Source organism: Saccharothrix sp. HUAS TT1, from assembly GCF_040744945.1.
Taxonomy (GTDB): domain Bacteria; phylum Actinomycetota; class Actinomycetes; order Mycobacteriales; family Pseudonocardiaceae; genus Actinosynnema.
Genome location: NZ_CP160453.1, coordinates 5,898,282 through 5,922,311 on the forward strand (window position 1 = coordinate 5,898,282; position 24,030 = coordinate 5,922,311).

Annotated in this window: 28 protein-coding genes; 15 read left to right on the forward strand and 13 right to left on the reverse strand. The window is 72.2% G+C overall.

All coding sequences use genetic code 11. The annotated features are described in order from the left end of the window. Positions 1–28: 28 nt before the first annotated feature. The 7 genes from AB0F89_RS26590 (at position 29) to AB0F89_RS26620 (ending at position 7,582) form a co-directional block, all read left to right on the forward strand. The gene (locus tag AB0F89_RS26590; RefSeq protein ID WP_367128329.1) at positions 29–484 is read left to right on the forward strand and encodes a hypothetical protein; all 456 of its coding nucleotides are present in this window, start codon (positions 29–31) and stop codon (positions 482–484) included. A 1-nt stretch (position 485) separates the two neighbouring features. After that, positions 486–1,022, forward strand: a complete 537-nt coding sequence (locus AB0F89_RS26595; protein WP_367128330.1) for a hypothetical protein — start codon at positions 486–488, stop codon at positions 1,020–1,022. A gap of 143 nt (positions 1,023–1,165) precedes the next feature. Next, positions 1,166–3,484: a hypothetical protein gene (locus tag AB0F89_RS26600; protein ID WP_367128331.1), complete on the forward strand. Its 2,319-nt coding sequence runs from the start codon at positions 1,166–1,168 to the stop codon at positions 3,482–3,484. 2 nt (positions 3,485–3,486) lie between these two features. After that, complete coding sequence (locus AB0F89_RS26605) at positions 3,487–4,392, forward strand: hypothetical protein (RefSeq protein WP_367128332.1); 906 nt, start codon at positions 3,487–3,489, stop codon at positions 4,390–4,392. Positions 4,393–4,410: 18 nt separating this feature from the next. Beyond that, positions 4,411–5,646, forward strand: a complete 1,236-nt coding sequence (locus AB0F89_RS26610) for a hypothetical protein (protein WP_367128333.1) — start codon at positions 4,411–4,413, stop codon at positions 5,644–5,646. 3 nt (positions 5,647–5,649) lie between these two features. Further along, the gene (locus AB0F89_RS26615; RefSeq protein WP_367128334.1) at positions 5,650–6,795 is read left to right on the forward strand and encodes a hypothetical protein; all 1,146 of its coding nucleotides are present in this window, start codon (positions 5,650–5,652) and stop codon (positions 6,793–6,795) included. Between the two features lie 13 nt (positions 6,796–6,808). After that, on the forward strand, positions 6,809–7,582 hold the full coding sequence (locus tag AB0F89_RS26620; protein ID WP_367128335.1) for a hypothetical protein: 774 nt from the start codon (positions 6,809–6,811) through the stop codon (positions 7,580–7,582). Here AB0F89_RS26620 and AB0F89_RS26625 read toward each other — a convergent pair. After that, positions 7,579–8,046: a hypothetical protein gene (locus tag AB0F89_RS26625; RefSeq protein ID WP_367128336.1), complete on the reverse strand. Its 468-nt coding sequence runs from the start codon at positions 8,044–8,046 to the stop codon at positions 7,579–7,581. The genes AB0F89_RS26620 and AB0F89_RS26625 overlap by 4 nt on opposite strands. Positions 8,047–8,218: 172 nt before the next feature. On the opposite strand from AB0F89_RS26625, the gene AB0F89_RS26630 reads away from it, so the two are divergent. The 4 genes from AB0F89_RS26630 to AB0F89_RS26645 are packed head-to-tail and all read left to right on the forward strand — an operon-like array spanning position 8,219 to position 10,442. After that, a complete protein-coding gene (locus AB0F89_RS26630) occupies positions 8,219–8,482 on the forward strand; it encodes a hypothetical protein (protein ID WP_367128337.1) in 264 nt (87 codons plus the stop codon). After that, positions 8,479–9,171 carry a hypothetical protein gene (locus AB0F89_RS26635; RefSeq protein ID WP_367128338.1) on the forward strand — a complete coding sequence of 231 codons (693 nt, stop codon included), beginning with the start codon at positions 8,479–8,481 and terminating at the stop codon, positions 9,169–9,171. Before AB0F89_RS26630 ends, AB0F89_RS26635 begins: the two co-directional genes overlap by 4 nt. Before the next feature lie 3 nt (positions 9,172–9,174). After that, a complete protein-coding gene (locus AB0F89_RS26640; RefSeq protein ID WP_367128339.1) occupies positions 9,175–10,113 on the forward strand; it encodes a peptidoglycan recognition family protein in 939 nt (312 codons plus the stop codon). Continuing rightward, positions 10,110–10,442 carry a hypothetical protein gene (locus AB0F89_RS26645; RefSeq protein ID WP_367128340.1) on the forward strand — a complete coding sequence of 111 codons (333 nt, stop codon included), beginning with the start codon at positions 10,110–10,112 and terminating at the stop codon, positions 10,440–10,442. The genes AB0F89_RS26640 and AB0F89_RS26645 overlap by 4 nt, the downstream gene beginning before the upstream one ends. Before the next feature lie 396 nt (positions 10,443–10,838). Here AB0F89_RS26645 and AB0F89_RS26650 read toward each other — a convergent pair whose 3' ends face one another. From AB0F89_RS26650 to AB0F89_RS26690, 9 genes are all read right to left on the reverse strand, one after another. Continuing rightward, positions 10,839–11,021 carry a hypothetical protein gene (locus tag AB0F89_RS26650; RefSeq protein WP_367128341.1) on the reverse strand — a complete coding sequence of 61 codons (183 nt, stop codon included), beginning with the start codon at positions 11,019–11,021 and terminating at the stop codon, positions 10,839–10,841. A 74-nt stretch (positions 11,022–11,095) separates the two neighbouring features. Beyond that, positions 11,096–11,230 (reverse strand): hypothetical protein, encoded by a 135-nt coding sequence (locus AB0F89_RS26655; protein WP_367128342.1) that lies wholly within the window; start codon positions 11,228–11,230, stop codon positions 11,096–11,098. A 35-nt stretch (positions 11,231–11,265) separates the two neighbouring features. Continuing rightward, positions 11,266–11,439 (reverse strand): hypothetical protein, encoded by a 174-nt coding sequence (locus AB0F89_RS26660; protein WP_367128343.1) that lies wholly within the window; start codon positions 11,437–11,439, stop codon positions 11,266–11,268. A 135-nt stretch (positions 11,440–11,574) separates the two neighbouring features. Then, a complete protein-coding gene (locus AB0F89_RS26665; RefSeq protein ID WP_367128344.1) occupies positions 11,575–12,078 on the reverse strand; it encodes a hypothetical protein in 504 nt (167 codons plus the stop codon). 279 nt (positions 12,079–12,357) lie between these two features. Next, complete coding sequence (locus tag AB0F89_RS26670) at positions 12,358–13,284, reverse strand: hypothetical protein (protein WP_367128345.1); 927 nt, start codon at positions 13,282–13,284, stop codon at positions 12,358–12,360. A gap of 17 nt (positions 13,285–13,301) precedes the next feature. Then, the gene (locus AB0F89_RS26675; protein WP_367128346.1) at positions 13,302–13,559 is read right to left on the reverse strand and encodes a hypothetical protein; all 258 of its coding nucleotides are present in this window, start codon (positions 13,557–13,559) and stop codon (positions 13,302–13,304) included. After that, complete coding sequence (locus tag AB0F89_RS26680; RefSeq protein ID WP_367128347.1) at positions 13,556–13,915, reverse strand: hypothetical protein; 360 nt, start codon at positions 13,913–13,915, stop codon at positions 13,556–13,558. Before AB0F89_RS26680 ends, AB0F89_RS26675 begins: the two co-directional genes overlap by 4 nt. Beyond that, a complete protein-coding gene (locus AB0F89_RS26685) occupies positions 13,915–14,277 on the reverse strand; it encodes a hypothetical protein (RefSeq protein WP_367128348.1) in 363 nt (120 codons plus the stop codon). Before AB0F89_RS26685 ends, AB0F89_RS26680 begins: the two co-directional genes overlap by 1 nt. Then, positions 14,274–14,411 (reverse strand): hypothetical protein, encoded by a 138-nt coding sequence (locus AB0F89_RS26690; protein WP_367128349.1) that lies wholly within the window; start codon positions 14,409–14,411, stop codon positions 14,274–14,276. The genes AB0F89_RS26685 and AB0F89_RS26690 overlap by 4 nt, the downstream gene beginning before the upstream one ends. A 201-nt stretch (positions 14,412–14,612) precedes the next feature. Between AB0F89_RS26690 and AB0F89_RS26695 the strand changes: the two genes are divergently transcribed. After that, on the forward strand, positions 14,613–15,470 hold the full coding sequence (locus AB0F89_RS26695; protein WP_367128350.1) for a helix-turn-helix domain-containing protein: 858 nt from the start codon (positions 14,613–14,615) through the stop codon (positions 15,468–15,470). Between the two features lie 4 nt (positions 15,471–15,474). Continuing rightward, entirely contained in the window at positions 15,475–15,651 is a 177-nt protein-coding gene (locus AB0F89_RS26700) for a DUF397 domain-containing protein (RefSeq protein ID WP_367128351.1), read from the forward strand. A 195-nt stretch (positions 15,652–15,846) separates the two neighbouring features. Here AB0F89_RS26700 and AB0F89_RS26705 read toward each other — a convergent pair whose 3' ends face one another. Continuing rightward, a complete protein-coding gene (locus AB0F89_RS26705) occupies positions 15,847–18,159 on the reverse strand; it encodes a carbohydrate binding domain-containing protein (protein ID WP_367128352.1) in 2,313 nt (770 codons plus the stop codon). A 193-nt stretch (positions 18,160–18,352) separates the two neighbouring features. Here AB0F89_RS26705 and AB0F89_RS26710 point away from each other — a divergent pair, with 193 nt between their 5' ends. Next, the gene (locus AB0F89_RS26710; protein WP_367128353.1) at positions 18,353–20,653 is read left to right on the forward strand and encodes a LuxR C-terminal-related transcriptional regulator; all 2,301 of its coding nucleotides are present in this window, start codon (positions 18,353–18,355) and stop codon (positions 20,651–20,653) included. Positions 20,654–20,705: 52 nt separating this feature from the next. On the opposite strand, the gene AB0F89_RS26715 is transcribed toward AB0F89_RS26710, so the two are convergent. Together AB0F89_RS26715 and AB0F89_RS26720 are read right to left on the reverse strand one after the other, a co-directional pair. Continuing rightward, positions 20,706–21,947 (reverse strand): cytochrome P450, encoded by a 1,242-nt coding sequence (locus tag AB0F89_RS26715; protein ID WP_367128354.1) that lies wholly within the window; start codon positions 21,945–21,947, stop codon positions 20,706–20,708. Between the two features lie 390 nt (positions 21,948–22,337). Then, entirely contained in the window at positions 22,338–22,799 is a 462-nt protein-coding gene (locus AB0F89_RS26720) for a MarR family winged helix-turn-helix transcriptional regulator (protein WP_367128356.1), read from the reverse strand. Positions 22,800–22,870: 71 nt separating this feature from the next. Between AB0F89_RS26720 and AB0F89_RS26725 the strand changes: the two genes are divergently transcribed. Next, positions 22,871–23,920 (forward strand): LLM class flavin-dependent oxidoreductase, encoded by a 1,050-nt coding sequence (locus tag AB0F89_RS26725; RefSeq protein WP_367139006.1) that lies wholly within the window; start codon positions 22,871–22,873, stop codon positions 23,918–23,920. The last annotated feature ends 110 nt before the right edge of the window (positions 23,921–24,030 follow it).

A 24,030-nucleotide genomic window follows, 5' to 3' on the forward strand; every position in this document is an offset into this window, starting at 1 on the left:
GGGTCCCTGCCATGCCCCGGAGGAGCGAATGGCGCCCCAGAAGGTCAACGCCAGGGACCTGATCTTCCAGGTCCTGGACGACGACGACACCACCTGGCTCGGGATCTCGAACCTCAACGAGATCACGATGAACCCGAGCGAGGACGAGGAAGAGACCGACACCACGGTCTACGAGTCCGACGGCGACGCCGAGCACGAGAAGATGCAGCGCGGCGCGTCCGCCGAGCTGTCCGGGTTCCAGACCCTGGACAGCATCACCGGCGCCCCGGACCCCGGGCAGGCGCGGTGCGAGGACATGGCCACGAAGAAGGGCCCGGAGTCGCACGGCTCCGTCCGGTTCCGGCACCCGCTCCAGACCACCTGGAGGGTGTGGCCCAAGGCCACGTTCAGCGCGGGTGAGCAGGGTGGCGGCAACAACGACAAGACGTCGTGGGGCATGACCATCAAGCGCTCCGGTTCGTCGACCACCGCGGCTGTGGTGTGACGTGACCAAGAACCTCTCCCCCAGCACCGCTCCCGAGCCGGACGAGCAGTTCGGCGAGGAGGACTTCGCCGCGTTCTGGCGCGACGCCACCGCCGGCGAGGTCCGCGAGACCAAGACCATCTTCGGCGTCACGGTCGAGGTGCCGACCGACCTGCCGTTGAACTTCGAGAACCTGGTCGAGGCCATGGGCAAGTCCTCCAAGGAGGAGGACGTCAAGAAGCTCGTGGGCATCCTGTTCGGCCAGGACGTGCTCGACACCTGGAAGGCCCGCGGCTGCACCGGCCGCCAGTTCCAGGTGCTGTTCATGTGGGGCTACGCCAACGGCCAGGGCAAGCCCACGACGTTCGCCGAGGCCAAGCAGCTGGCCGACGAGGCAGCCGCGGCGGACGCCGAGGGAAAAGCCGCGCCGGTGCCGAACCGGGCGGACCGGCGCGCAAAGGCGTCTTCGGCGACTCGCGCGTCCGGCGCGGCTGGCCGCTCCTCGTCGCGGACTTCCAGCGCGAGTACCGCATCGCGCCGAAGGACATCCCCGGCCTGAGTCGCCGCGAGTTCCTGTTCTTCCTCAACGGCCTGTCCGACCAGTCGCGCTGGCGGCAGTGGGCGTCCAAGCAGCCCCCCGAGGTGCGCGGCGTGGTCGCGGTCTCGGCGCTGGTCAACCGCATGTAGACGAGGGGGTGACCGGTGGCGCTCACGATCGGCACCCTCGTCGGCTACCTCAAGATCGACCGATCCCAGTGGGACCGAGGTCTGGACCGCGCCCACGCGGGCATGACCGCGCTCGGGAACCTGGTCGGCGCGATCGGCAGCAAGTCCACGCTGCCGATGCTGGCGCTGCAGGCGGCCCAGATCGTCCAGGCGGTCGGCCCGGCCACGGGGGCGCTGCTGGCCATCCCCGCGGTGCTGGGCGCGATCGCCTTCGCGATGCAGACCGTGAAGATCGGCACGCAGGGTGTCGGCGAGGCCATGAAGGCTGCGGCCGAGGGCGACGCCGAGAAGCTGAACGAGGCGCTGAAAGGGCTCTCGCCCAGCGCCCGCGCGTTCGTCAAGGCGTGGCAGGGCGTCAAGGACGGGTTCAAGCCGATCCAGCAGGCCGTCCAGCAGAACCTGTTCCAGGGCCTGGACAAGAGCGTGACCGGGCTGACGAAGAACACGCTGCCCGCCCTCGGCAACGGCCTGAAGGCCACCGCCGGCGAGCTCAACGGCCTGGCCCGCGAGGGCCTGGCCGCCGCGTCGACGCCGATGTTCGCCGGGCAGCTGGAGCAGACCGGCGCGGGCACGGCCGACGTGCTGCGCGAGCTGCACGGCTCGGTCGCCCCGCTGCCCGGCGCGATCCTGGGCGTGGTCAACGCCGGGCTGCCGTTCGTGCGGCAGCTGGCCGCGATGGCGGGCGCGACGATCAAGGCGCGCGCGGAGTTCCTGGGCTCGGAGGCGGGCGCCGAGAAGATGCGCGCCACGATCCAGCGCGGCGTCGACACGATCCGGCAGATGATCCAGATCGGCCAGAACCTGGGTCGCGTGGTGGCCGGGATCTTCGGCAAGGCCAACGTCGACGGCTCGAACTTCCTGGCCACGATCGTGGATCTGACCGCGCGGATGGCCGCGTGGGTGGCCTCCGCCCAGGGGCAGGAGGCCATCGGTCGGGCGTTCGATGTGCTCGCCCAGGCTGCGGCGAACGCGGGCCAGGTCGTGCCGCTCGTGCTGGACGCGCTCCAGACGCTGATGAGCGTGGTCAACTCGCTGCCGGGTCCGGTGAAGGAGCTGGCGCTCACCGCGTTGGCGTGGTCGATCGCGCTGGGTCCGATCGCGGGCAAGCTGGTGGCGGTCGGCGGGGCGGCGCTCACTCTGCTCAAGGGCGTCGGCGCGATCGGCACGTTCACCGCGTCGGTGTTCCGGATCGTGACCGCGTCCAACGCGGCGTCGGCCGCGACCGCGCGGGCCTCGGCGGGGATCGTGGCGCGCATGGTCGCGGCGTCCATCGCCGCGGTGGGCGCGGCGGCCCGCACGGTCGCCTCGTGGATCGCGATGGGCGCCGCCGCGACCGTGCAGGCCGCTCGTCTGGTCGCGGCGTGGGTGATGATCGCGGCGGGGTCGGTGGCGCAGGGCGCGGCGACGCTCGCCAGCATGGCGGTGACCGCGGCCGGGGTGGTGGCCGGCTGGGTGCTGATGGGCGTGCAGTCGTTGGTCCAGGCCGCCCGGATGGCGGCGGCGTGGCTGATCGCGATGGGTCCGGTCGGCTGGGTGATCGCCGCTGTCGTCGCGCTGGTCGCGCTGGTCATCGCGAACTGGGAGACCGTCTCGCAGTTCACGAAAGACCTGTGGGACAAGGTCTGGGGCTGGGTCAAGTCAGCCTGGCAGTCCATTGTGGACGGTGTACGGGCCGGGGTGCGGTGGGTGCTCGACGCCGTGGCCTGGCTCGGCGAGCTGCCAGGCCGGGTCGGAGCCTGGTTCGCCTCGGTCTACAACGCCGCCGTCGGCAAGCTCGGCGAGCTGCTGTCGTGGCTGGGCGGCCTGCCCGGGCGGGTGCTGTCCGCGCTCGGCGACTTCGGCTCGCTCCTCCTTCAAGCCGGAAAAGACCTGGTCAACGGCCTCGTACGGGGCATCGGCAACATGGGCGGCGCGATCCGCGACAAGATCATGAGCTTCGTCCAGTCCGCCTGGGACGGCGTCAAGAGCTTCTTCGGCATCGCCAGCCCCAGCAAGCTCATGACCTGGGCCGGACGCATGATCGGCCAGGGCCTCGTGCGCGGCATCGACGGCATGGTCGGCGCGGTCGGCCTGGCCTCCGACCGGCTCGCCGTCGCCGCCACCCCCGACATCGCGCCGGTGGCGCTCGGCATGACCGCCGACGGCGGCGCCCCGCAGGGCTCCATCGCGCCCGGGACGGGCCGGGGCGGCGACGGCCGGGCGCTCGTCAGCATCGGCACGTTCGTCGCCCAGGCCGGGCAGAGCCCTGCCCAGATCGCCGACGAACTGGACTGGAAGTCCAAGGGCAGGGGGTGACGATGACGCTGCCGCTGCTCTCCTCGCCGGGCTCGCTGCTCACCACCGACGGCCAGATCGAGTGGCGCGGCACCGTCCTGGGCGGCCTCTCCCCCTACGGGTGGGACAACCTGGAGGGCTGGTACGACCTGCCGGAGCAGCGCGGCGGCAACGCCCCGCTGCCCGGCTACCACGGGTCGTTCGGGGGCCGGCTGGTCTCCGGCGAGCGCGTGATCGTCTACGACTGGCGGTCCAAGGCGAACAGCCTCGCCGAGTTCGGCCCGGCGATGGACACCCTGCGCAGGGTCACCGCACCCGACGAGGACCCCGTCGAGGAGGAACTGGTGGTCCGCCTCGACGGCCGCTCGCTGCTGGCGTGGGCGCGCTGCGACCGGCGCATCATCCCCACCCACCGGCACTACGGCCTGGGCCGCGCGAACGGCTCGCTGCGCTGGGTGGCCACCGACCCGCGGCTCTACTCGGTCGAGGAGCACGCCGAGCCGGTCTCGCTGGGCGCGCCCGGCGACAGCGGCATCGACTTCGAGTCGGGCGGCGTGGACTTCGAAGACGGCGGCGTGGACTTCGGCGGCGGCCAGCAGGGCGGCTCGGTCACCGTCACCGCCGGCGGCCACGTCAAGACGTGGCCGCAGCTCGACGTCATCGGCCCGACCACCGGGCCCGCGATCGTCTACTCGGGCCGGCTGCTCAAGTTCGACCCCACGTTCGTCGTCCACTCCGGCCAGACGATGACCATCGACACCCGGCCCGGCTACCGCACCGTCGAGATCGCCGGCGTGTCGGTACGTCAGCACCTGCTCATCAGCCAGTGGACACCGCTCGTGCCGGACACGCCCACCCCGATCCAGTTCACCGCCGCCTACGACGCGGCGTCCCAGCTCGTCGTCCGCTGGCGCGACGCATGGCACTAACAGCAGAGGAGGTGGCCTGTGGCTCCGCGTAGCTCGTGGGCGACAGGTGGCGGCTCGAATCGCCGCGTCGACGCCGAGGACAGCCGCGCCGCCCTCGGCGCCCTGGTCGTGCCCGGCGACAGCGCCGTCGACGCCCGCCAGGGACTGCGTCCCGGCCCCGGCAACCCGGGTCTGGTCACCCAGACCGGCACGCCCGGCATCAACGTGCTGGTCAACGCCTACCAGGGGCTGGTGACCGCGACCCGGGCGACCAGCGGCACCGCCCCGTACGTGGTCACCGAGCCCGCCCAGCTCACGCTGCCGATCCTGGACATCCCCGCCGACCCGTCGTTGCAGCGCAACGACCTGGTGATCTTCCGGCAGACCGACACCTACTACGGCGACGGCGTCACCGACGAGGACACCCTGCGCGTGTCCGGCGACCCCGGTGCCGGGGACCCGTCGTTGGCCGCCTACCCCGACTACCTGCCCCTCGCGCGGGTGCGGGTGACCGCGAACGCGACCACGATCACCGACGCGATGATCGACGACCTACGGCCCGGCTGGGTCGTGGCACTCGGAGGCATCCTGCCGGTCGAGGACGCCGACGACCGCGCCACGCTGACCGTGTGGGACGGGCTCGCGATCTACCGGCGGGACCGGAACTGGATCGAGATCCACGACGGCGCCGGCTGGCGGGTCCAGAACACCGCGGTGTGCTCGTCCACCGCCGACCGCGACAGCGCGATCACCAGCGCCTACAACGGACAGTTGGCGTTCACCACCGACACCAACCGGCTGTGGATCCGCCGGAGCGGGTCGTGGGTCGCGCTGCCCGACATGCCGCTGTTCCAGGGACGCCAGATCGTGGCCCAGAACCTGGCGGTGTCCGGCACGTTCTACAACCTCACGTTCACAGCGGAGGACAAGGACAGCCACGGCGGGCACTCCACCAGCAGCAACCCCGAGCGGTACGTGGCCCCGCTCACCGGCACGTACGAGCTGAAGGGCGGCTGTGCGTTCGCAGCGAACGCCACCGGCATCCGGGTCCTGCACTGGGCCAAGAACGGCACCCAGATCCCCGGAGGGGACCTCACCACGCCTAGCGTGGGCGCCGGTGCGGTCACCCGTGCGGGCGCACGCACGATCTTCGTGGATCTCACGGCCAGCGACTACGTGACCCTGCAGGCGATGCAGGACTCGGGCGGGGCGCTGTCGACCTACGTCACGTCGCCGGTGCAGGCCACCATGACCGTCGAGTACAAGGGCGGCTGACCGGTGGCACCCGAGTGGACCTACACCGTGCACGACCTGCTGACCAACGCGCTGCTGGCCGAGCTGCCGCTGACCGGCGTCGGCTACAACCTCGTGCTCAACGACAGCGGCTCGCTCGGCGGGTCGTTCAGCGTCGACCGGCGCCGCAACCCGCGCGGGGTGCGGGTGCGCGATCCCTACAACACGACGATGCCGTGCCGGACCTGCGTGTACGCCTGGCGCGACGACGTGCCGCAGTGGGGCGGGATCATCTGGACCCGCAAGTACGACTCCACCACCGGCGTGGTGAACATCCAGGCCGCCGACTGGTGGTCCTACTTCGACCACCGCAAGGTCCTGCCGCTGCTGTCGTTCCCGGTCGCGGTGGAGTTCGAGATCGCCGAGCTGGCGGTCAGCCAGGTCGGCCAGGACCAGAACGACATCGCCCGCTACCTGGTCGAGCTGGCCCAGTCGCACGCCGGCGGCGACCTCGGCCTGGTGCTCGACGCCACCACGTCCGGCATCGACCGTGACCGCACCTGGCGCGGGTTCGAGCTGGCCGACGTGGGCGAGGAGCTGCGCCGGCTGAGCCAGGTGCTGGACGGCCCGGACATCGCGTTCGGGGTGTCCCCCTCGGTCGACCCGGTCACCGGGCGTCCGGTCCGGACGATGCGCACCGGCGACCCGATGCTGGGCCAGCAGGGCGCGGCCTGGGTGTGGGAGTACGGCGCCAACGTCACCTCCTACACCTGGCCGTCGGACGGCACCCGCTACGCGGCGCGCACGATCGCGGTGGGCAACGGCATGGAGTACGGCACGCCCGTCGCGGTCAGCGAGTCGCGGCCGATCGGGTGGCCGTTGACGGAGACCGAGACGTCCTACAGCAGCGTGTCCGAACCGGACACCCTCCAGGAGCACGCCGACTCCGACCAGATCGTGTCCCGGCTCCCGGTGGTGCTGCCGACGCTGACCGTCCGCGGCGACCGGACACCGCGGATCGGCGAGTGGGGCATCGGCGACGACGGCCGCGTGCAGATCGAGGACGACTTCCACACCACCGGCATCGAGACCTCGATGCGGATCGTGCGCGCGGACGTCACCCCGGCCGACGACGGCCAGGACGAGACCGTGGTGTTCACCATGGCGCCGCTGCTGGACGACGTCGCGTGAGGAGGTGGTGGTCGTGGGCCAGGTGAACCTGCCGACCAACGTGCTCGACCAGATCCGGCAGCTGCGGCAGCAGTTCGCGGAATTCCGCAAGAACGTCGGCCTGTCCAGCGCGATCCTGCGCGGTGGCGGCGTGTCGCTGCTCGAAGGCGCGTTCCTCAAGATGGTGGACGCCAACGACGTGCTGCGCCTGTTCATCGGCGGATCGGTTTCCACGCCGATGCCGGACGGCACACCGCAGCCGGTGTTCATCGTCAACGACGGCAACGGCCAGAACCGGTTCATGATCCTCGACCCGTTTCCCGACCTCGACGGCTACGTGCCCGTGGTGTGGATCAAGGACCACCTCGACAACATCGTGATGACCAGCGACCGCAACGGCGGCATGGCCGAGCCGTGGATCAGCGTGCCGATGTACCCGCGGGCCTGGCCGGACGCGTTCCTGGACTCGTCCGGCACGAACCTCACGCTGCCCGTGTCCGCGTGCAACGGCTCGACGGTGTGGGAAGGCCGGATCGGCAAGGTGAGCCATCCGCGGATCCAGTACGACGTGGTGGCAGGCCGCGTCACCGGCGTCAGCGGCAGCCCGACCTACACGTTCGTGGTCAACGGGACCACCCTCGACACCTTCGCCACGACTGGCTACGGCAGCAACCTGCGCGGCCCGTTCGACATCACGAGCATGCTCGGCGGCACAAACGTCTCCGTGCAGCTGAAGGTCTCCGCCACAGGCACCAGCACCGACCGGATCGCCACCGACATGAACGGCGTCTGGCTGCGCCAGAGCTAGCGGTACTCCACGAAGTACGGGTTGCCCTCATGGCAGCCCTGGCCCACACCGGAGAACCAGCCGTGCTCGGGGTGGCGGCACCACGGCATGTCGGGCACGCGTGACGTGGTGGTGGGCGGCGTGGTGGTCAAGGTGTTGCCGGGCACGCCGGTGGGTTCGACGGGCGGGTCGACCGGGTCGGCCTGCTGCCGCACCGGCGGCTGCTGCGTCCGCTGGCCGCTCTGCACGACCGGGGCTTGGGGCTGCTCGGCGACGGCCGTGTCGGTGGGCGCGAGGACCACGGTGCTGCTGGCGCTGATCTCCTGTGCCGAGCTGGTGAGGCTGGTCGCGGCCGCGGCGGTGGTCAGTACGGCGCCCTGCTCGGCGGGCTCGGCCTGGCCGCCCTGCGAGATGGCGAGGCCGGCCACGCCGATCACTGCGACGGCTAACGCCGAGTTGATCGCGATGAGCGTCTTGCGCTGCACGGAAACCCCCTGGGAGAGAGCGCCCGCGCGTGCGCGCGCGGGCTCGATTGGGTTATCGGCTGGTGGGACGCCCGACGCTAGCCGCCGTTGCCCGTTTTCACCCTGGTGGATCAAGGAAATTACGGGCCGTACAACGCCCATCACCCAAAGCTAATGGATTCAGGAGGGGTGAGTGGGTGACATCGCTGCGCTGCTGGACTCCCTGGCCAACCTGCTCACGGCTCTGGTCAGCGCGGGCGCGACCGCGACCGCGCTGTGGGGCATCCGCCGCGCCCGCCGCGAACGGCACAACGCCGCGGAGCAGGGCGTGAGCCGGGCGCTCCAGGCCCTGGTCGACGCCGCCCAGGACGGGCAGATCACACCGGACGAGATCACCGAGGTGAGCCGGCACCTCAACCCCGACACCCCAGACGAGCCCCCGGGAGGTACCGGGTGAACGACGAGCAGCTGACCCGGAAGATGCAGGCCGCAGCCGACGAGGCCGCGCGCAGCGCCCGCGACCCGGTCGCGCACCGCGCGATCTGGGGCAGCGTCGTCGTCCTCGCCCTCCTCGTCGCCGGTCTGCTGTGGGGCAACTGGCTGCGCGGGTCGGAGATCGAGCGCCTGGACCAGAGCCAGCGCGAGACGGCCCAGGCCGCCCAGGCGCTCTACGACCAGGTGCGCGCGCTCGGCGGCACCCCGGCAGTGCAGCCGCCCGCGCCGGGCGAGCGCGGCGAACCGGGCGCCCAGGGGGAGCCGGGTGAGCGAGGCCGTGACGGCGTGGACGGTCAGGACGGGACGGACGGCACGACGCCGCCGTGCCTGGCCGAGCCGGGCCAGTGCCGCGGCGCCGACGGCACCGGCGTGCCCGGCCAGCCGGGCACGAACGGTGCCGACGGTCAGCCGGGCCGCGACGGCGCGCCCGGCAAGGACGGCGTCGACGGCAAGGACGGGCTCGACGGCCGCGACGGGCAGCCGCCAGCGAGCTGGACGTGGGTGGACGGCGACGGCCGCACCCAGTCCTGCACCCGCAACCCCGGGTCGCCGGACAACGTCCCGACCTACACGTGCACGGGTGAGCCGCCGACCGGACCGCCCGGAACGACCACCACCACGACCCCGCCCCTACTGCCTCTCAGGAGGTGACCCGTGGACATCGACATCATCCGGCGCGGCCAGTGGAGAGCCCGCCACCGCAACGGGTTCGGCCCCGCGCCAGTGCCGTGGGAGGAGAACTGGGCTCACCACTCGGTGACGCTCGCGCCGAACATCGAGTGGATCGACGTCGACGGCGACGGCGTGGAGGACGACGAGGCCGCCGCCATGCGGCAGTTGGAGCAGATCGGCCAGGACCGATTCGCCGGCGGCATCTCCTACACCGCCGCCATCCCCCCGTCGGGCCGGATCTACGAGGGCCACGGCGTCGACCGCCAGGGCGCCCACACCGGCGGCCGGAACGACATCGCCCGCGCCATCGTGTTCATCGGCAACTACGACGTGCACCCGCTGACCGAGGCGCAGATCGACTCCGCCGCGCGGTTGCTCGCCTACTGGTACCTGCGCGGCTGGTGCCGCTGGCCCGCGTTCGACGGCGGCCACCAGCAGGCGCCGAACCAGATCGCCACCGCGTGCCCCGGCCGGTACGTGCTGGCCGCCATCCCCGAGATCAACCGCCGTGCCGCGCTGTACGCGGCTGGGCAGAACCCGAAGGAGGACGAGTTGGACAGCAGGGAGCGCAACGCGCTGCTGGGCCTGGAGGACGTCTTCAAGCCCGGCGGTGTCCTCCGCATCGTGCTGGAGGAGATCCTGAAGCGGCTCATCGGCATCCAGTTCGCCGTGGGCACCGCCGAGATGGCCACCGCCACCAAGGACGCGCCGGCGGGAATCCACATCGGCACGCTGGTCGCCGACATCTGGCGGCGCGGCGTCGCCGAGGTGGACGAGGGCGAGCTGGCCGACGCCATGAAGGCGCGCGGCATGGGCACGGTCGACCCGGCCGCGGTCAAGGCGGCGATGGCCGAGGTGCTGACCCGCGGCACCGACGCCCTGTCCGACAACCACCAGAACCAGGAGGCACCCACCGCATGAGCACTCCCCCCACTCCGGACCGTCACCCGCTGGCCCGGGTCGCCCGCGCCGTCGGCACGGTGCGCGCGGTGATCTCCGCCGTGCTGGCCGTGCCCGCGGTCGCCGTGCTCGTCGCCACCGACCTGCCGGCCGCGCTGGACGTCGCGCTCGCCGCGCTGGTCGCGCTGCTGGCCACCCTCGGCCCGCTGCTCGGCGCGTTCGGCGTCAAGACCAGGGGCGAGACGCTGGTGACCCCGGTCGCCGACCCGCGCGACAACGAGGACCGCCAGCTCGTGCCGGTCGAGGCCGGTCCGGGCGGCGCGTACAACGTGACCGGCCTGACCGGCTGACCGCATAAGGGCGGTGCGCCCCGGTGTTCCGCCCGTTACGCTGGGCCGTGCCCGATGGCTTGGGCATGTGAGACGCGACAGCTTCCGCACCAGGGAAACTTCCGTTGGATAAGCCCTGGCAAGAGCCGCTTCGGCGGTGCTCAGCGATCAACGGACGCCAGCTCACATCGAAGCCACCGGGCATCTTCATGCGCCCACTATGACGAGGCCCCCGAACCACCGCCTGCTTCCGGCGGTGGTTCGGGGGCCTTTTCGTCGTCTACGAGAGGCGGAGTCGTCGGGGTGCCCGGACGAGTCGGTCGGCGGTGTCGGCGGCGAGGGTGAGCGCGGCGGCCAGGGCGCGGGCCTGGTCGGAGGTCATCTGCGCGCCGGTGTCGGCGGGGAGGTCGGTTCGGTTCAGGTCAGCGGCACGCCGCCGACCGGCAAGTCGGCCTCGACGTAGACCGCGCCGTTCGTGGACAGCGGGTCGTTGCGCGTCCACGCCCTCCAACTGCTCGCCTCGCGCACGTCGAACGAGCTGCGCAGCAGGTCGACAGCGGCGGCGCACTCCTCACGAGTGCCGGTCAGCCCGATCTTCATGTCCCCCACTTCCTTGCGACGTAGAACACCGCGCCCGCCCTGAGAAAGCAGGGCGGGCGCGGCGGTGGTGTTGGTCAGGCGCGGTCGTCGGACGAGTCCTGGCCGGTGTTGCCGCCGCTGGACTGGCCGCCGCCGTCGCCGTGGCGGTCGTCGTACGGCTGGTCCTCGATGCCGTCACGGCCGGACATGATGACGTTGCGCTTGGGCATGGTGCTTCCTCTCGGTTGGTGTTCGGTGGTGCCGGTCAGGTGGTGGGGTTGCCGGTGCCCCTGGCCTTGCTCTCCTCGACTTCGGCCTCCACGGCGGCCTGCCTCTTCGCGGCGCTGGCGGCCGGGTCCGTGTCGTAGTTGACCGGTGCCGAGCTCGGCGCGATCGCGCGGGCCGAGGCGATCGCCTCGCTCATTCGCGAGTCGGGCATGGTGACTCCTCTGTGGTGTTGTCCGCCCGATTGGGCTGGGGTGGTGCGGGCGGCCGGTCGACGTCCGGGTCCACCCGGATGTCGCCGTCGCCGGTCTCGGGTCGGCGCACGGGCCGGTCCTCCTGGTGGAGGTGGTCAGGCCGGGGTGGGGATGCCCACCCCGGCCTGCTGGAGGGTCTTCGTGGCGTCCGCGGTCAGCGCGTCCATGGCCAACTTCGCCCGCCGCCGGCGCTCGGTCAGCATGTGCTCGGTGCGGGTGTCGTCGGTCGCGCTGTCCATCTCGTAGATGGCCCGCACCGCCAGGTCGATCGCGTCGGCCAGCGAGGGGACGCGAAGCTTGGCGAGCAGGTGGGGTCTGGTCATGGCCGCCCGGGTGACGAGCGAGGCGGCCAGGGTGGTCGCAATCTCGTCCCGGTCGCCGCGCAGCCGCGCGGCCTCCAGGCCCCACATCGCGGCGTAGTGGTTGGACAGGGCCTCCAGCACGTCACCGAGAGCGCTGACCGCGGTGTCCTGGTTGGCCCACCGCCGTTCGTCGCGGCGCTGCTGCCGGTCGCTGCGGTTCTTCAGCACCGTGGTGAGCAGGGCGCCGCCGAGGGCGCCGAGGACCGCGACGACGGTGGTCCACACGGAGGCGTTCACAGGTGTCCCTTCGTTGGTGAGGCGGGAGCCGCCGGCCCCAGCTGCCCAGCACGGGCCAGCGGCTCCCTGATCTGCGCGACGCGACGCAGGCGGGGCCTCGGAGGAGGACCACACCTTGGCTCCACGGCAGCCGCTTGCCCTGGCTGCGCGGTGACTTTGACGCCGGTCACGCGGCTCTGGAGCCGTGCCCGCCCCCGACGCGGGGGCGGGCACGGCCGACGCACACGACGCCCAGTCGGTGTGCGCCACCCAGGCCGCCGGTCGACCTGGGAGCCGGGGTCAGGTGACGATCGTGTCGGCGGGCAGCGCGGTAGCGGCCTGCTGGCCCAGCACGAGGCAGCGCAGGTCCATGTCGTGGTCAAGCACCAGCTGGCGGCGCAGCAGCATCGAGCCGACCGCGACCAGCAGCACCCGGATGCAGGCGTCGCTGCCCTTGTAGGTGCGAGGGCTGTGCACCAGCAGGTAGCGGGCGCTCCGGACGGCCCGGAGCGCCACGTCGGGGTCCAGCGCGTCGTCGTCCGCCAGCTCGTGCAGGGCGGCGACCAGCATGCTGGTCCTGGCGATCTCGTCGGCGGTGACGACGTAGACCGGGTCCCCGCCGGTCTCCATCTCGCTGGTGTCGCCGCCACGGGCCGCGACGCGGGCCACCAGCGACGCGGCGATCCGCTGCGCCTCCTCGCCGCGCACGAGCCGGGTGCCGAAGACCTCGCGGCCGTCGGGCAGGACCACGCGGTCGACCAGCACGTCGCCGACGCCCTCGGCGTACATCCGGGCCTGCGCCGAGTGGCCGTAGCGCAGCATGATCTCGTGCGCGAGCGTGGACGTGCCGCGGATGTAGGTGCGGCTGCTCTCGTCCCAGCGCGCGCCCAAGCGCAGCCGGCCGACGTAGCCGACCCGGTCGATCCGCGGCTGGTCCGGCGCGATCCGCGTCCGGAACCGCTCGGCGTCCAGCGGGATCCCGGCACCGAGCCGGCCCGGAGCCTGCGCGGCCAGGCCGTACCGCCACTCGTCGATGAGGCTGTCGTAGGTGCGGTGCAGCAGATCGACCCGCTGCGCCCGGTTGAGCCGGTACCAGCCGTCGGCCAGCCGGAGGCGGGTGAGGTCGGCCATGGCCGCCTGGCGCTCGGCGAACTCCCGCACCCGCTGCTCCTGGTCGGGATCGCGGAGCGCGAGGTGCGGTGTCGGAAAACTCGCTGCGGTGATCATGTTTCCCCCTGAGGTGGTCATAGTTCGGTGAGCAGCAGCGCGCCGACAGCGACCGCGGAGGATCCCGCGCCGAGCGCCGCCTGGAGGCCCTGCGTCATCTCGTCCAGCCGGGCGACCAGCACGTCGGCCTCCGGGTGGCTGGTGCCCCGCAGCGCTGCGGCGACCTGGGCGGACAGGGGCGAGACGACGTCGAGCGCGGACGTGATCAGGTTGAGCTGGTCGTTGGCCATCAGCACCGCGGCGTCGACGGCCACCCGGACCTCGCCGACGCTCATGGCCGCCACAGCTCGTCCGGTGCGGCGCCGATCACCAGGCGCGGCGCGTACGGCGACCCGGGCGGCGGCAGGTGCAGCAGCTGCTCGACCACGTCGGCCAGGCCGCCCTCCGCCTCCCACAGCAGCGCGCCGTAGGGGTCGACGCGCACCGCTCGTGCGTCCGTCGCCGCGCGGATCCTCAGCGCGTCGACCTGCGCCTCCCCCGGCCACGCCCGCACGCCGTGCACCTCGACCGGGTGGCCCTGCTCGTCCACGGGCGGGCGCATCCACTGCCACCCGACCGCGTCCAGCCGCAGCAGCAGGGCCAGCTGAGGGTAGGCCGCGAGCGCGGCAGCCACCACGTCGTCGCGGGTCATCACGACGTGCTCCTGGGTGCGGTGGGCACGTCCGCCAGGGGAGCGCCGGACGTGCCCACCGCGTGCCGCGCCCGCCCGGCCGGGGGACTGCAGACGGGCGCGGCGGTCAGGCCCCGACCACCACCACGGCGAAGTGCGGTGGTGGTGGTCGGGGACGCGACGGGAGCGGGCGCCGACCAGACCTCGGCTGCTCCACCGCCCGCCGCGCATGTCCGGCCACCCGGTCCAGGGGTGGCCGGTGGCTCGGGGTGCAGGTAGCCGCGGGGTTCGGCGAACGCCCGCCCGCGCCATGGCCGAGCGGCGAGGACCGCCAGGAGCGCGATGGCGAGGCCGACGAGAACCCCGAACACCATGTCCGTCATCGGCTCGTGCCGGGCAGCAGCTGGCGGACGTCGCGGAGCGCGGCGATCAACGCGTCCAGCTCGGCCCAGTCGTACGAGCCCGCGGGCGCGGGCGGCATGACGACGACACGACGGCCGGTCTGGTCCAGGCTCACGACGGTGCCCCCGGGCTTGCCCAGAGAGCTGCGGCATGGGACGGAGAGGCTGAACGGCTCCGGCATGGGGACCTCCATGAGCTACGGTGACCTGTGCTGCAAAGTGCTGCGCAGCACTAGAGTGGTGCTGCGCAGCACCTCTTGTCGATAGCCCAATCGGGCGTTCCTAGCAGGCTCGGAACCCGCCCTATGCTGTGCTGCATGGTCCGCAGCACCCCGAAAGCGATGGCACTCGGTGCCATGATCAAGGCGGCACGCGAGCGCGTGTCGCCGCGACTGAGCCAGCGCGCCCTGGAGAAGAGGCTTGGCCTCGGCGTCGGTCAGGTGTCGCGGATCGAGAGCGGCGAACGCCCACCGGACCCCGAGCTGACCGACACCATCCTGACCGCGCTCGGCGTGACCGGCCCGGACCGGGACCGGGCGCTGGCTCTCGCGCAAGACGACCCCGGCGCCGACGGTGGCGGCTCGGCCTGGCTTGCCGTGGGCATCCCGGCCCAGCGCGATCAGCTCGACGCGCTGCTGCAGATCGAACAGCAGTCGATCCAGATCACCGAGGTGAGCCCGCTGGTCGTACCCGGCCTGCTGCAGGTGGGCTCCTACACCCGCAGCATCATGCGGTCGGGCGGCGTGCCGGAGTCCAGCATCGAGACTCGCGTGGCCATCAGGATGGGCAGACGCGACGTTCTCACCCGCGCGAACCCGGTGCGATTCACGGCATTCGTCGGCGACCAGGTGTTGCGACAGCAGTTCGGCGGACCCGACGTGATGCGCGAGCAGCTGGAACATCTACTCAAGATGGCCGCATTGCCGAACGTCGATCTCCGCTTCTTCGATCTCGATCAGCATTGGCACGCGGGCCATGCCGGTGCCTTCACAGTCCTTCAACTGACCAACTCGAAATCCGTTATTCACCTGGAATTTCAGGCATCCGGCCTGTTTGTTGAACAGCCGGAGCAGGTCGAGGCGTTCACCTCGGCCGTGGAAAAGGTGACGGAAGTGTCGGCGAGTGCGGACCAGACCTCCGCTCTCATCACCGATGCGCTCCGGCACATCGAGTGAAGGAATGCTAGTGAACGCACCACATTGGAGGAAGGCGAGCTACAGCGGCACGGAGACGAACTGCGTCGAGGTGCGTGCCGACCTGGCCGCAATCCGCGACTCTAAGGATCGTGGCGGTCCAGCGCTGCGGTTCGAGGGGGACGCGCTGCGTCGGTTCGTGGCGGCGGCCAGGGCGAGCTGATGCTCGCGCGATCCAGCAGGAGGCCCGCACCCAGTCCTAGGGGGTGCGGGCCTCCGCGTGTCAGTGTGCCAGCCGCTCTACTGGTCCAATGTGGATCAGACCAGTACAGATCCAGTACGGCAGAGCTATCAATACGGGTTGTGCGAGTCACGGGTGTCACGCATGTTTCCGCAGCTAGGCGGCTACCAACCGCTATCACAGCTGGTAGCCGCCTGACCGGTTGTAGTTCATGTGCATGCGCATGTCGATGATGTTCATGCCGGACGCCTTCGAGTGGTCCGGCGCGTGGTAGGCGTTGCCGTCGAGGAACGCGTTGCGGCTCGTCGGCTGCCCGGCGGTGCCCATCCCCTGCTCGTGGTCGTACTGCTCCAGCGCGGCGGTGGCGTCGTCGGCGCTGTACTCGCGCCGCTCCTCCCAGGTGAAGAACTGCGCCGAGTGGTTCACCGAGCCGCGGTTCCACTTGTCGTTGACGAACGCGGCCACTTCGCCGAAGACGTAGAAGTCGCGGCCCTTCTCGCCGAACTTCGCGGTGGCGTGCTGCTGGATGGCGGGCAGGAACCGGCGGTTCCAGGTCACCCTGGGGATGTGCACGGCGGTGTCCACGCGGAACCCGTCCACGCCCATGTCGATGAACCGGTTGTAGGCGTCGATCAGGTACTTCTGCACGACCGGGTTCTCGGTGTCGAAGTCGGCCAGGTCCTCGTGCAACCAGCACGACCGGGAGTCCTCGCCCTCCCAGTTGCCGATCCAGCAGCGGTGGTAGAGCTGCGCCGGGAACATGCCGGAGGTGGGGCTCGGCCACTGGCAGCTGTAGATCCGGTAGCCCTCGGGGCTGCTGTGCCGGGTCGGCTTGCCCCAGTCGACGCAGGTGTTGCCGGCGGGCTCGGTGGTCGACCACAGGTCGCCGTTGTAGTACGACTTGCCGGTGCCGGGGTCGATGGTCAGGCCGTCGTACTCGAAGCCCTGCACCGGCTGGTCGTAGTACCAGCTCCACTGGTTGTCCCGGACGCCGAACACCTTCGCCTGGAACAGGCCCTTGGCGCCCCAGCGCGAGCTGTGGTTGTAGACCACGTCCTGGTAGATCTTCAGGCCCTTGGCGTGCGCCTTGTTGATCAGGTCCTGGTAGGTCGCGCCGGGCGTCTCCAGTCGCGGGTCGACCCGGTGGAAGTCCCAGCCGTGGTAGCCGTGGAAGTCGTAGTCCGAGCGGTTGAGCACGACCGGGGTGATCCAGACCGCGGAGAAGCCGAGGCCCTTGATGTAGTCGAGCTTGTCGACCAGGCCCTGGAAGTCGCCGCGGAACATCGGGTCGTTGTTGGCCGCGTTGCCGGAGCGGACGTGCTGGCTGCCGCCCCGGTTGTTGGCCGGGACGCCGTCGTTGAAGCGGGCGGTCATCACGAAGTAGATCGAGTCCTCGCGCGGGTCGCCGCCCAGCGGTGTGCCGCCGGGCGGCGCGGGCGGGGCGTCGCCCGTGGTGACCGCGACCGGCGCGGAGGAGGCGGACTTGTTGCCCGCCGCGTCGTACGCCTTGAGCGCGTAGGTGTAGGTGGTGTTCGCGGTCAGCGGCCCGTCGGCGAAGCCCGCCGACCCGGTGTTGCGCACGACCGTGCCCAGCGCGCCTCCGGTGCGGGTGATCTCGTAGCCGGCGACCGCGACGTCGTCGGTGGACGCCTGCCAGCTCAGCGAGACGGTCAGCTCGGACGCCTGCGCCCGCACCGCCGTCGGCACGCTCGGCGCGGTCGTGTCCTGCGGGGCAGGGGGTCCGCAGGGGTCGGCCGCGTTCGGCGTGACCACACCGTCCTTGACGGTGCTGCGCCCGACGCCCAGGGCGTAGTCGGCGCCGTTGTTGTTGTCCCACTGGCCGGAGCCGTTGTTGAACGCGGCCTTGAGCCCGGTGGCGGCGCCGAGGTCGATCGAGGCGCGGGCCCAGTCGGGGCAGACCTGCTCCATCACCACGCCCGGCACGGCGGTCCACGTGCCGCCGGCCGGCTGGTAGTGGATGCGGGCGCCGGTCCAGTTCCGCGCCTTGGTCGAGTAGTAGACCTCGGCGTGGTTCGTCGGGTCGGGGTCCGGGTCCGGCCCGGGAGCGCCGCACGGGTCGCCGACGCCGGTCACTCCGGCGGCGACGGTGACGTTCCCGGTGCCCAGGCTGTAGTTGCGCCCGGTGTTGTTGTCCCACGTGCCCGAGCCGTTGTTGAACACCGCGACCAGGCCGGTGGCCCCGCCCAGCGCCACGGTCCTGCGGGCCCAGCCCGCGCACGCCGCCGGTTCCATCCGCTCGCCGGGCACGGCGGTCCACGGACCGTTGCGCGGTTGGTAGTGCACGTTGGCCGCCGACCAGCCCGCGGGCAGCCGGTAGAAGACCGTGGTGGTGTTCGCCTCGGCGGCCGAGGCCGTCGGCCCCGGTGTCGTCGTCCGGTCGTCCGCGGCGCCGGTCGGCGCGGCCCAGGTCGCCCCGGCCAGGCCGAGGGCCGCGACCAGGGCGGTCAGTCGTCGCGATCTCGCTCGCATCACTGCTCCCGTCACGCTCCATTGCGCAAAGTGGTGCAATTGTTTGCAGGCTAGACCCGGCTCCGCGCGGCTGTAAACGCGTGACGAGCACTGATCGGGGCTTCGCGTTGCAAGTTTTTGCAGACTGGTTCGACCGGGTGCGGCTTTGTGGATCTCACCGCAGGCGGGTGGACCGATGTCGTACGGTGTCCGGATGACCGAGCGGGCAGCGGGAGGCGGTGTGGTGCCGCGGGCGCTGAGTTCGTTCGTCGGCCGCAAGGATCTGCTGGCCGAGCTGCGCCGGCGGATCGGGGTCGCGCCGCTGATCACGCTGACCGGCGTGGGCGGCGGCGGCAAGACCCGGCTGGCGCTGGAACTGGCGTCGCAGGTGCGCCGCGCCTACGACGACGGCGTGCGGGTGGTCGAGCTGGCGTCCGCGCGCGGCGGCGACCCGGAGTTGTTGGCGCAGGTGGTGCTGAGCGCGGTCGGCGTGCCCGACCAGGCGACCACGACGCCGTTGGACACCCTGGTCGACTACCTCAGGCCGCGGCAGGTGCTGCTGGTCCTGGACAACTGCGAGCACCTGGTCGAGCCGGTCGCGCAACTCGTGCGCGCGGTGCTCGGCGCGGCGCCCGGCGTCCGGGTGCTGGCCACCAGCCGGGCCCGGCTGCGGGTCCCCGGCGAGGTGCTGGTGATGGTGCCGCCGCTGGACGTGCCCGCCGAGGACGCGCCGATGAGCCTGGAGCACGAGTCGGTCGCGCTGCTGGTGGACCGGGCCGAGGCGAGCGTGCCGGGCTGGCGGGTGACGCCGGAGAACTGGCCGGACGTGGTGCGGGTGCTGCGCCGCGTCTCGGGCATCCCGCTGGCCATCGAGCAGGCCGTGGTGCGGATGCGGTCCATGCCGGTGTCGCTGCTGGCCGACCGGCTCGACGACGTGATGCGCGTGCTCACCGCCAACGACACCACCGCGGTCGAGCACCACCAGACCATGGCCGCGCTCATCGACTGGAGCCACGCCCACTGCACGCCCGCCGAACGCCTGCTGTGGGCGCGGTTGTCGGTGTTCGAGGGCGGGTTCAGCCTGCCCGCCGCCGAAGCCGTGTGCGCGGGCGGCGAACTCGGCCCCGACCAGGTCGCGGACGCGTTGGCCGGGCTGCTGGACAAGTCGATCGCGCTGCCGTCCGCCGACCGCAGCCGCTACCACCTGCTGGAGCCGCTGCGGCAGCACGGCGCGGCCCGGCTGCGGGCCGGCGGCGAGCTGGAGGCCGTGCGGCTGCGGCACCAGGACTACTTCCGGCGCGAGGCGGCGCGGCTGGCCGCGGCGTTCGCCGGGAACAACGAGGCCGCGCTGCTGGCCGCCGTCGACGCGGACATGGCCAACCACCGGGTGGTGCTGGCCGACCTGATCCGCGACCCGGGCACCGCGCACGCCGGGCTGCTGATGAGCGTCGACCTGGCCCGCACCCGCTGGTACACCTACGCCGGTCGATTACCCGAGGAACGGCTGTGGCTGGGTCGCGCGCTGACCGCCACGCCGGAGGCGATCGACCCGCTGCGCGCCAGCGCCATCGCCCTCGACGCGTGGATCGCGCTGTGCCTGGGCGTGGAGCGGGAACTGGTCGCGCGGCGGGTGGACGAGGCCGACGCCATGGCCCGCGAGGTCGGCGGGCCGGTGCCCGCGGTGACGTTCGTGCGCGGCGCGTACGCCGTGCTGGCGCTGGGCGCGGTCGACGGCGTGGAGCTGCTGCGGCAGGCGCACGAGGAGTTCGGCGCGCTGGGCCCCGCGTTCGCGGTGGACCACCACCTCGCGCACATCATGCTCACCGTGTCGCTGGTCCTGCTCGGCTCGCGCGAGCAGGCCGAACCGGCGGCGGACGAGTTCTTCGCGACGTGCGAGCAGCTCGGCGCGCAGTGGGGCATCAGCTGGGCGCACTGGTGCCGCGGCGTCGTGCAGACCCGGTGGGGCGACCCGGAACGCGCGCTGGGCGAGCTGATCGAGGGCCTGCGGGTGCAGCGGGAGATCCGCGACAAGTGGGGACCACTGTGGTCGATCGAGGCCCTGGGGTGGGCGCACTCGCGCGCCGGCGACGGCTCGGCCGCCGCCCGGATGCTGGGGCTGGCGCACGGGCTGCACCGGGTGACCGGTGTGCGGGTGGACGGCCTGGTGCCGTTCGCGTGGGTCACCGCGCAGGCCGTGGCGCGGGCCAAGGCGGTGCTCGGCGACGACGAGTACGCGCGGGCCTACGCGAGCCCGGCGGAGTCGGTGGAGCAGGCGCTGGCCGTGGTGCTGGACGAGGTGCCCGCGCCGGAGGCCGACCGCCGACCGGGCGGCCTGACCCCGGCGGAGTGGAACGTGGCCAAGCTCGTCGGCGACGGCCTGTCCAACCCGGAGGTCGCCACCAGGCTGGTGATCTCGCCCGCGACCGTGCACACCCACCTGACCCGGATCTACCGCAAGCTCGACATCGCCAACCGCCACCAGCTGATCATGCTGCTGGCGAGCATGACCGACTGAGCCGCAACGCGTGCCGGTCGGGTCCCCTCGCGGGAACCCGACCGGCACGCGGTCACGGCGTCAGCACCGCGTGCACGGCGGCGAACGTGTTGGGCACGACCTTGTCGCCGCGCTCCAGCTCCTCGGCGTCCACCGCCAGCCGGGCGTGCGGCGCGCGGTCGCGCAGGGCGGTCAGCGCGGCCCGCGCCTCGATCCGCGCCAGGTGGTGGCCGAGGCAGTAGTGCACGCCGTGCCCGAACGTCGCGTGCCCCAGCGCCGCGTTGCCGACCGACGACACGCGGGCCGGGTCGAACCGGTCCGCCGTCGGGCCGTGCACCAGCGGGTCGCGGCCCGCCGTGCCGAGGCCGATCATCACCAGCGCGCCCGCCGGGATGACGCCGCCGGGCAGCTCGACCTCCTCGACGGCGCGGTAGTGCGGGGTGACGCGCACCGGCGGGTCCCAGCGGGCCACCTCCTCGACGGCGGCGGACACCGTGTCGGGGTTCAGCGGCTCCCACGCGCCGGGCGTGGAGAGCAGGGCGGCGGCGGCGTTGCCGATCAGGCCGGTGGTCGTCTCGTGCCCGGCGACGACGAGCAGGATCGCCGTCGTCACCAGCTCCTCGGGCGTCAGCCGCTCGCCGTCGACCTGCGCCTGCACCAGGCCGCTGAGCAGCGCGTCGTCCGGCCGCTCCCGCTTGCGCTCGATCAGCCCGACCACGTACTCGACCATGGCGCCGGAGGCGGGGCCGACCAGCTCGGGCCGCTCGGTCATCATCGCCGCGGTCCAGTGGTGCAGCTGCTCGCGGTCCTCGACGGGCACGCCGAGCAGGTCGCAGATCACCGCCAGCGGCAGCGGGAACGCCAGGCCGGCGATCAGGTCGGCGTCGTCGGGCAGGGCCGCGACCAGCTCGTGGGCGGTCTTCTCGACCGCGGGGCGCAGGGCGTTGATGCGGCGCGGGGTGAACGCCTGCGACACCAGCGCGCGCAGCTTGCGGTGGTGCGGCGGGTCGGTGTTGAGCATCGACGGGCCGATGATCCCGGACAGGTCGGTGGGCCTGCCCTTGGCCGCCAGCTGGTCCTGCATCGCGCCGCGCAGCCCGGCGGCGTCCTTGGACAGCCGGGTGTCGCTGAGCAGGTTGCGGGTCGCCTCCAGGCCCATGGTGGTGACCAGCACCTCCAGGCCGTTGGGCAGCTCGGCGGGGTGCACGGGGCCGAGGCGGGCCAGCGCGTCCTCGTGGGCGTGGTGCTGCCAGCCGCGCAGCGGACCGCCGACGAGGGCCTGGCGGTCCGGGGCGAATCCCGCGGTCAGCTGCACGTCGTCTCCTCAGTGAATCAATCGGGTTGCGGCGTTCACTTTCGTGGGAACGCGGCACGCTGCGCATCCACCGGCGTCCGTATTCCGGGTGAAAGCGTACGGAGATCGGTGGACATGAGGGCGGGAACCACATACGGAGGCGCATACGGAGGTTTGCTGATGCGGGGTTCCGCGCGGGTGCGCGACCCTGGACGGTGTTCGGCACCCCGACAGCCGAACACCCGCCGGGCGGGTCAGGCGGGTTGGCCGCCGCCCGGCATCCGGGGGGAGCGGGGAGGGGCCGCACCCCCACACGAGCGGCCCCTTCCACGCAACAGCCGGTGGCACGACCAAGGCGGCGGTGGGCACGCGCGGCGGCCCTGGGCGCGACGGTCCCGGGCAGCGGTCGGTTCAGCCGTCGGCGGCGATGCGGTCCAGCACGCGGTGGAACACGCGGTCCAGCACGGCGGCTTCCTCGGGCGACAGGTCGTCGAACACGTACCGCCGCACGGTCGCCACGTGCGCGGGCGCGGCGGCCTCGATCGCGGCCCGGCCGGCGGGCGTCAGCCGCACCATCGAGCCGCGCGCGTCCTCCGGGCACTCCTCGCGCGCGACCAGCCCGCGCTTCTCCATCCGCCCGACCTGGTGCGACAGCCTGCTGCGCTCCCAGCCGACCAGCGCGCCCAGCTCGCGCGACCGCACCACCCCGCCCTCCGCCTCCGACAGCGGCGCCAGCAGCGCGTAGTCGGCGTTGGACAGCCCCGAGTCGCGCACCAGCTGCCGCTCCAACGCGCTGTGCAGCTCGCGGTCGACGGCGAGGTACGCCTGCCACACCCGCGCCTCCCGCTCGTCCAGCCACCGGGGTTCGCCCATGGGGTCAAGCTAGCAAGATGTTGACGCGTCATCAATCATCGCGCTAGGTTGTTGACGTGTCCTCGAACGGAATGCAGCTGGGCGTCTACAGCTTCGGCGACCGCCACCGCGACCCGCTGACGGGCGAGCAGGTCTCCGTCGCCGACAAGCTCGCGCAGACGCTGGAGCGGATCAAGCTGGCCGACGAGCTGGGGCTGGGGTTCTACGGCCTGGGCGAGCACCACCTGCCCGACTACTCGATCTCCAACCCCGGCACGGTCCTGGCCGCCGCCGCGAGCGTCACCTCGCGCATCACGCTCAGCAGCGCGGTCACCGTGCTCAGCACCGAGGACCCGGTCCGCGTCTACCAGCAGTTCACCACGTTGGACCAGCTCAGCCGCGGTCGGGCCGAGCTGCTGGCCGGGCGCGGCTCGTTCACCGAGTCGTTCCCGCTGTTCGGGTCCGACCTGGAGGACTACGACGAGCTGTTCGAGGAGAAGCTGGCGCTGCTGCTGCGGCTGGACCGGGAGGACCCGATCACGTGGTCCGGCCGGTTCCGCGCGCCGCTGGAGGACGCGCACGTGTACCCGCGCCCCTACGGCGAGCGGCTGCGGATCTCGGTCGGCACGGGCGGCAACCCGGAGTCCTCGATCCGCGCCGGGCTGCTCGGCCTGCCGGTGGTGTACGCGGTCATCGGCGGCGAGCCGGAGCGCTTCGCGCCGCTGGTCGACCTGTACCGGCGGGCGGGCGAGGCGGGCGAGCAGGACCCGGGTCGGCTCAACGTGACGATGAGCGCGATCGGGCTGATCGCCCGCCGGTCGCAGGACGCCAAGGACGCGTTCCACCCGTACTGGCTGGAGACGATGAAGTACGGCGCACGGGCGCGCGGCTGGCCCGTGCCGTCCCGCGCGGAGTACGACGAGTGGGCCCGCGGCGCGCGGTCGATCTTCGCGGGCAGCCCGGCCGAGGTCGCCGAACGGCTCATCTCGGTGGGCCGGCTGGTGAACGCCGACCGGTACGCCCTGCAGATGGACTGGTCCGGCGTGCCGCACCGGCTGGTGATGGAGGCGATCGAACTGCTCGGCGCCGAGGTGATGCCGCTGGTGCACAAGGAACTCGGCACGCCGCTCGCGGCCGGCTGACGCCCGGCGGGCCACCGGTTCCCCGCCACGCCGCCGATCGGCGCCCGGCGCCGTCCACTGTGGATCACGCGGGCGCGCGAACCCCGTCGCGACGCCGGGACCAGCGGCGT

Bases quoted from the DNA above. Each gene is read 5' to 3' on its own strand.
- AB0F89_RS26645 (WP_367128340.1), top strand. From the start codon at position 10,110: ATGAGCACTCCCCCCACTCCGGACCGTCACCCGCTGGCCCGGGTCGCC.
- AB0F89_RS26705 (WP_367128352.1), bottom strand. From the start codon at position 18,159: ATGCGAGCGAGATCGCGACGACTGACCGCCCTGGTCGCGGCCCTCGGC.
- AB0F89_RS26700 (WP_367128351.1), top strand. From the start codon at position 15,475: ATGCTAGTGAACGCACCACATTGGAGGAAGGCGAGCTACAGCGGCACG.
- AB0F89_RS26685 (WP_367128348.1), bottom strand. From the start codon at position 14,277: ATGACGGACATGGTGTTCGGGGTTCTCGTCGGCCTCGCCATCGCGCTC.
- AB0F89_RS26680 (WP_367128347.1), bottom strand. From the start codon at position 13,915: ATGACCCGCGACGACGTGGTGGCTGCCGCGCTCGCGGCCTACCCTCAG.
- AB0F89_RS26650 (WP_367128341.1), bottom strand. From the start codon at position 11,021: ATGAAGATCGGGCTGACCGGCACTCGTGAGGAGTGCGCCGCCGCTGTC.
- AB0F89_RS26590 (WP_367128329.1), top strand. From the start codon at position 29: ATGGCGCCCCAGAAGGTCAACGCCAGGGACCTGATCTTCCAGGTCCTG.
- AB0F89_RS26660 (WP_367128343.1), bottom strand. From the start codon at position 11,439: ATGCCCGACTCGCGAATGAGCGAGGCGATCGCCTCGGCCCGCGCGATC.
- AB0F89_RS26710 (WP_367128353.1), top strand. From the start codon at position 18,353: ATGACCGAGCGGGCAGCGGGAGGCGGTGTGGTGCCGCGGGCGCTGAGT.
- AB0F89_RS26725 (WP_367139006.1), top strand. From the start codon at position 22,871: ATGCAGCTGGGCGTCTACAGCTTCGGCGACCGCCACCGCGACCCGCTG.
- AB0F89_RS26670 (WP_367128345.1), bottom strand. From the start codon at position 13,284: ATGATCACCGCAGCGAGTTTTCCGACACCGCACCTCGCGCTCCGCGAT.
- AB0F89_RS26675 (WP_367128346.1), bottom strand. From the start codon at position 13,559: ATGAGCGTCGGCGAGGTCCGGGTGGCCGTCGACGCCGCGGTGCTGATG.
- AB0F89_RS26720 (WP_367128356.1), bottom strand. From the start codon at position 22,799: ATGGGCGAACCCCGGTGGCTGGACGAGCGGGAGGCGCGGGTGTGGCAG.
- AB0F89_RS26695 (WP_367128350.1), top strand. From the start codon at position 14,613: ATGGTCCGCAGCACCCCGAAAGCGATGGCACTCGGTGCCATGATCAAG.
- AB0F89_RS26655 (WP_367128342.1), bottom strand. From the start codon at position 11,230: ATGCCCAAGCGCAACGTCATCATGTCCGGCCGTGACGGCATCGAGGAC.
- AB0F89_RS26605 (WP_367128332.1), top strand. From the start codon at position 3,487: ATGACGCTGCCGCTGCTCTCCTCGCCGGGCTCGCTGCTCACCACCGAC.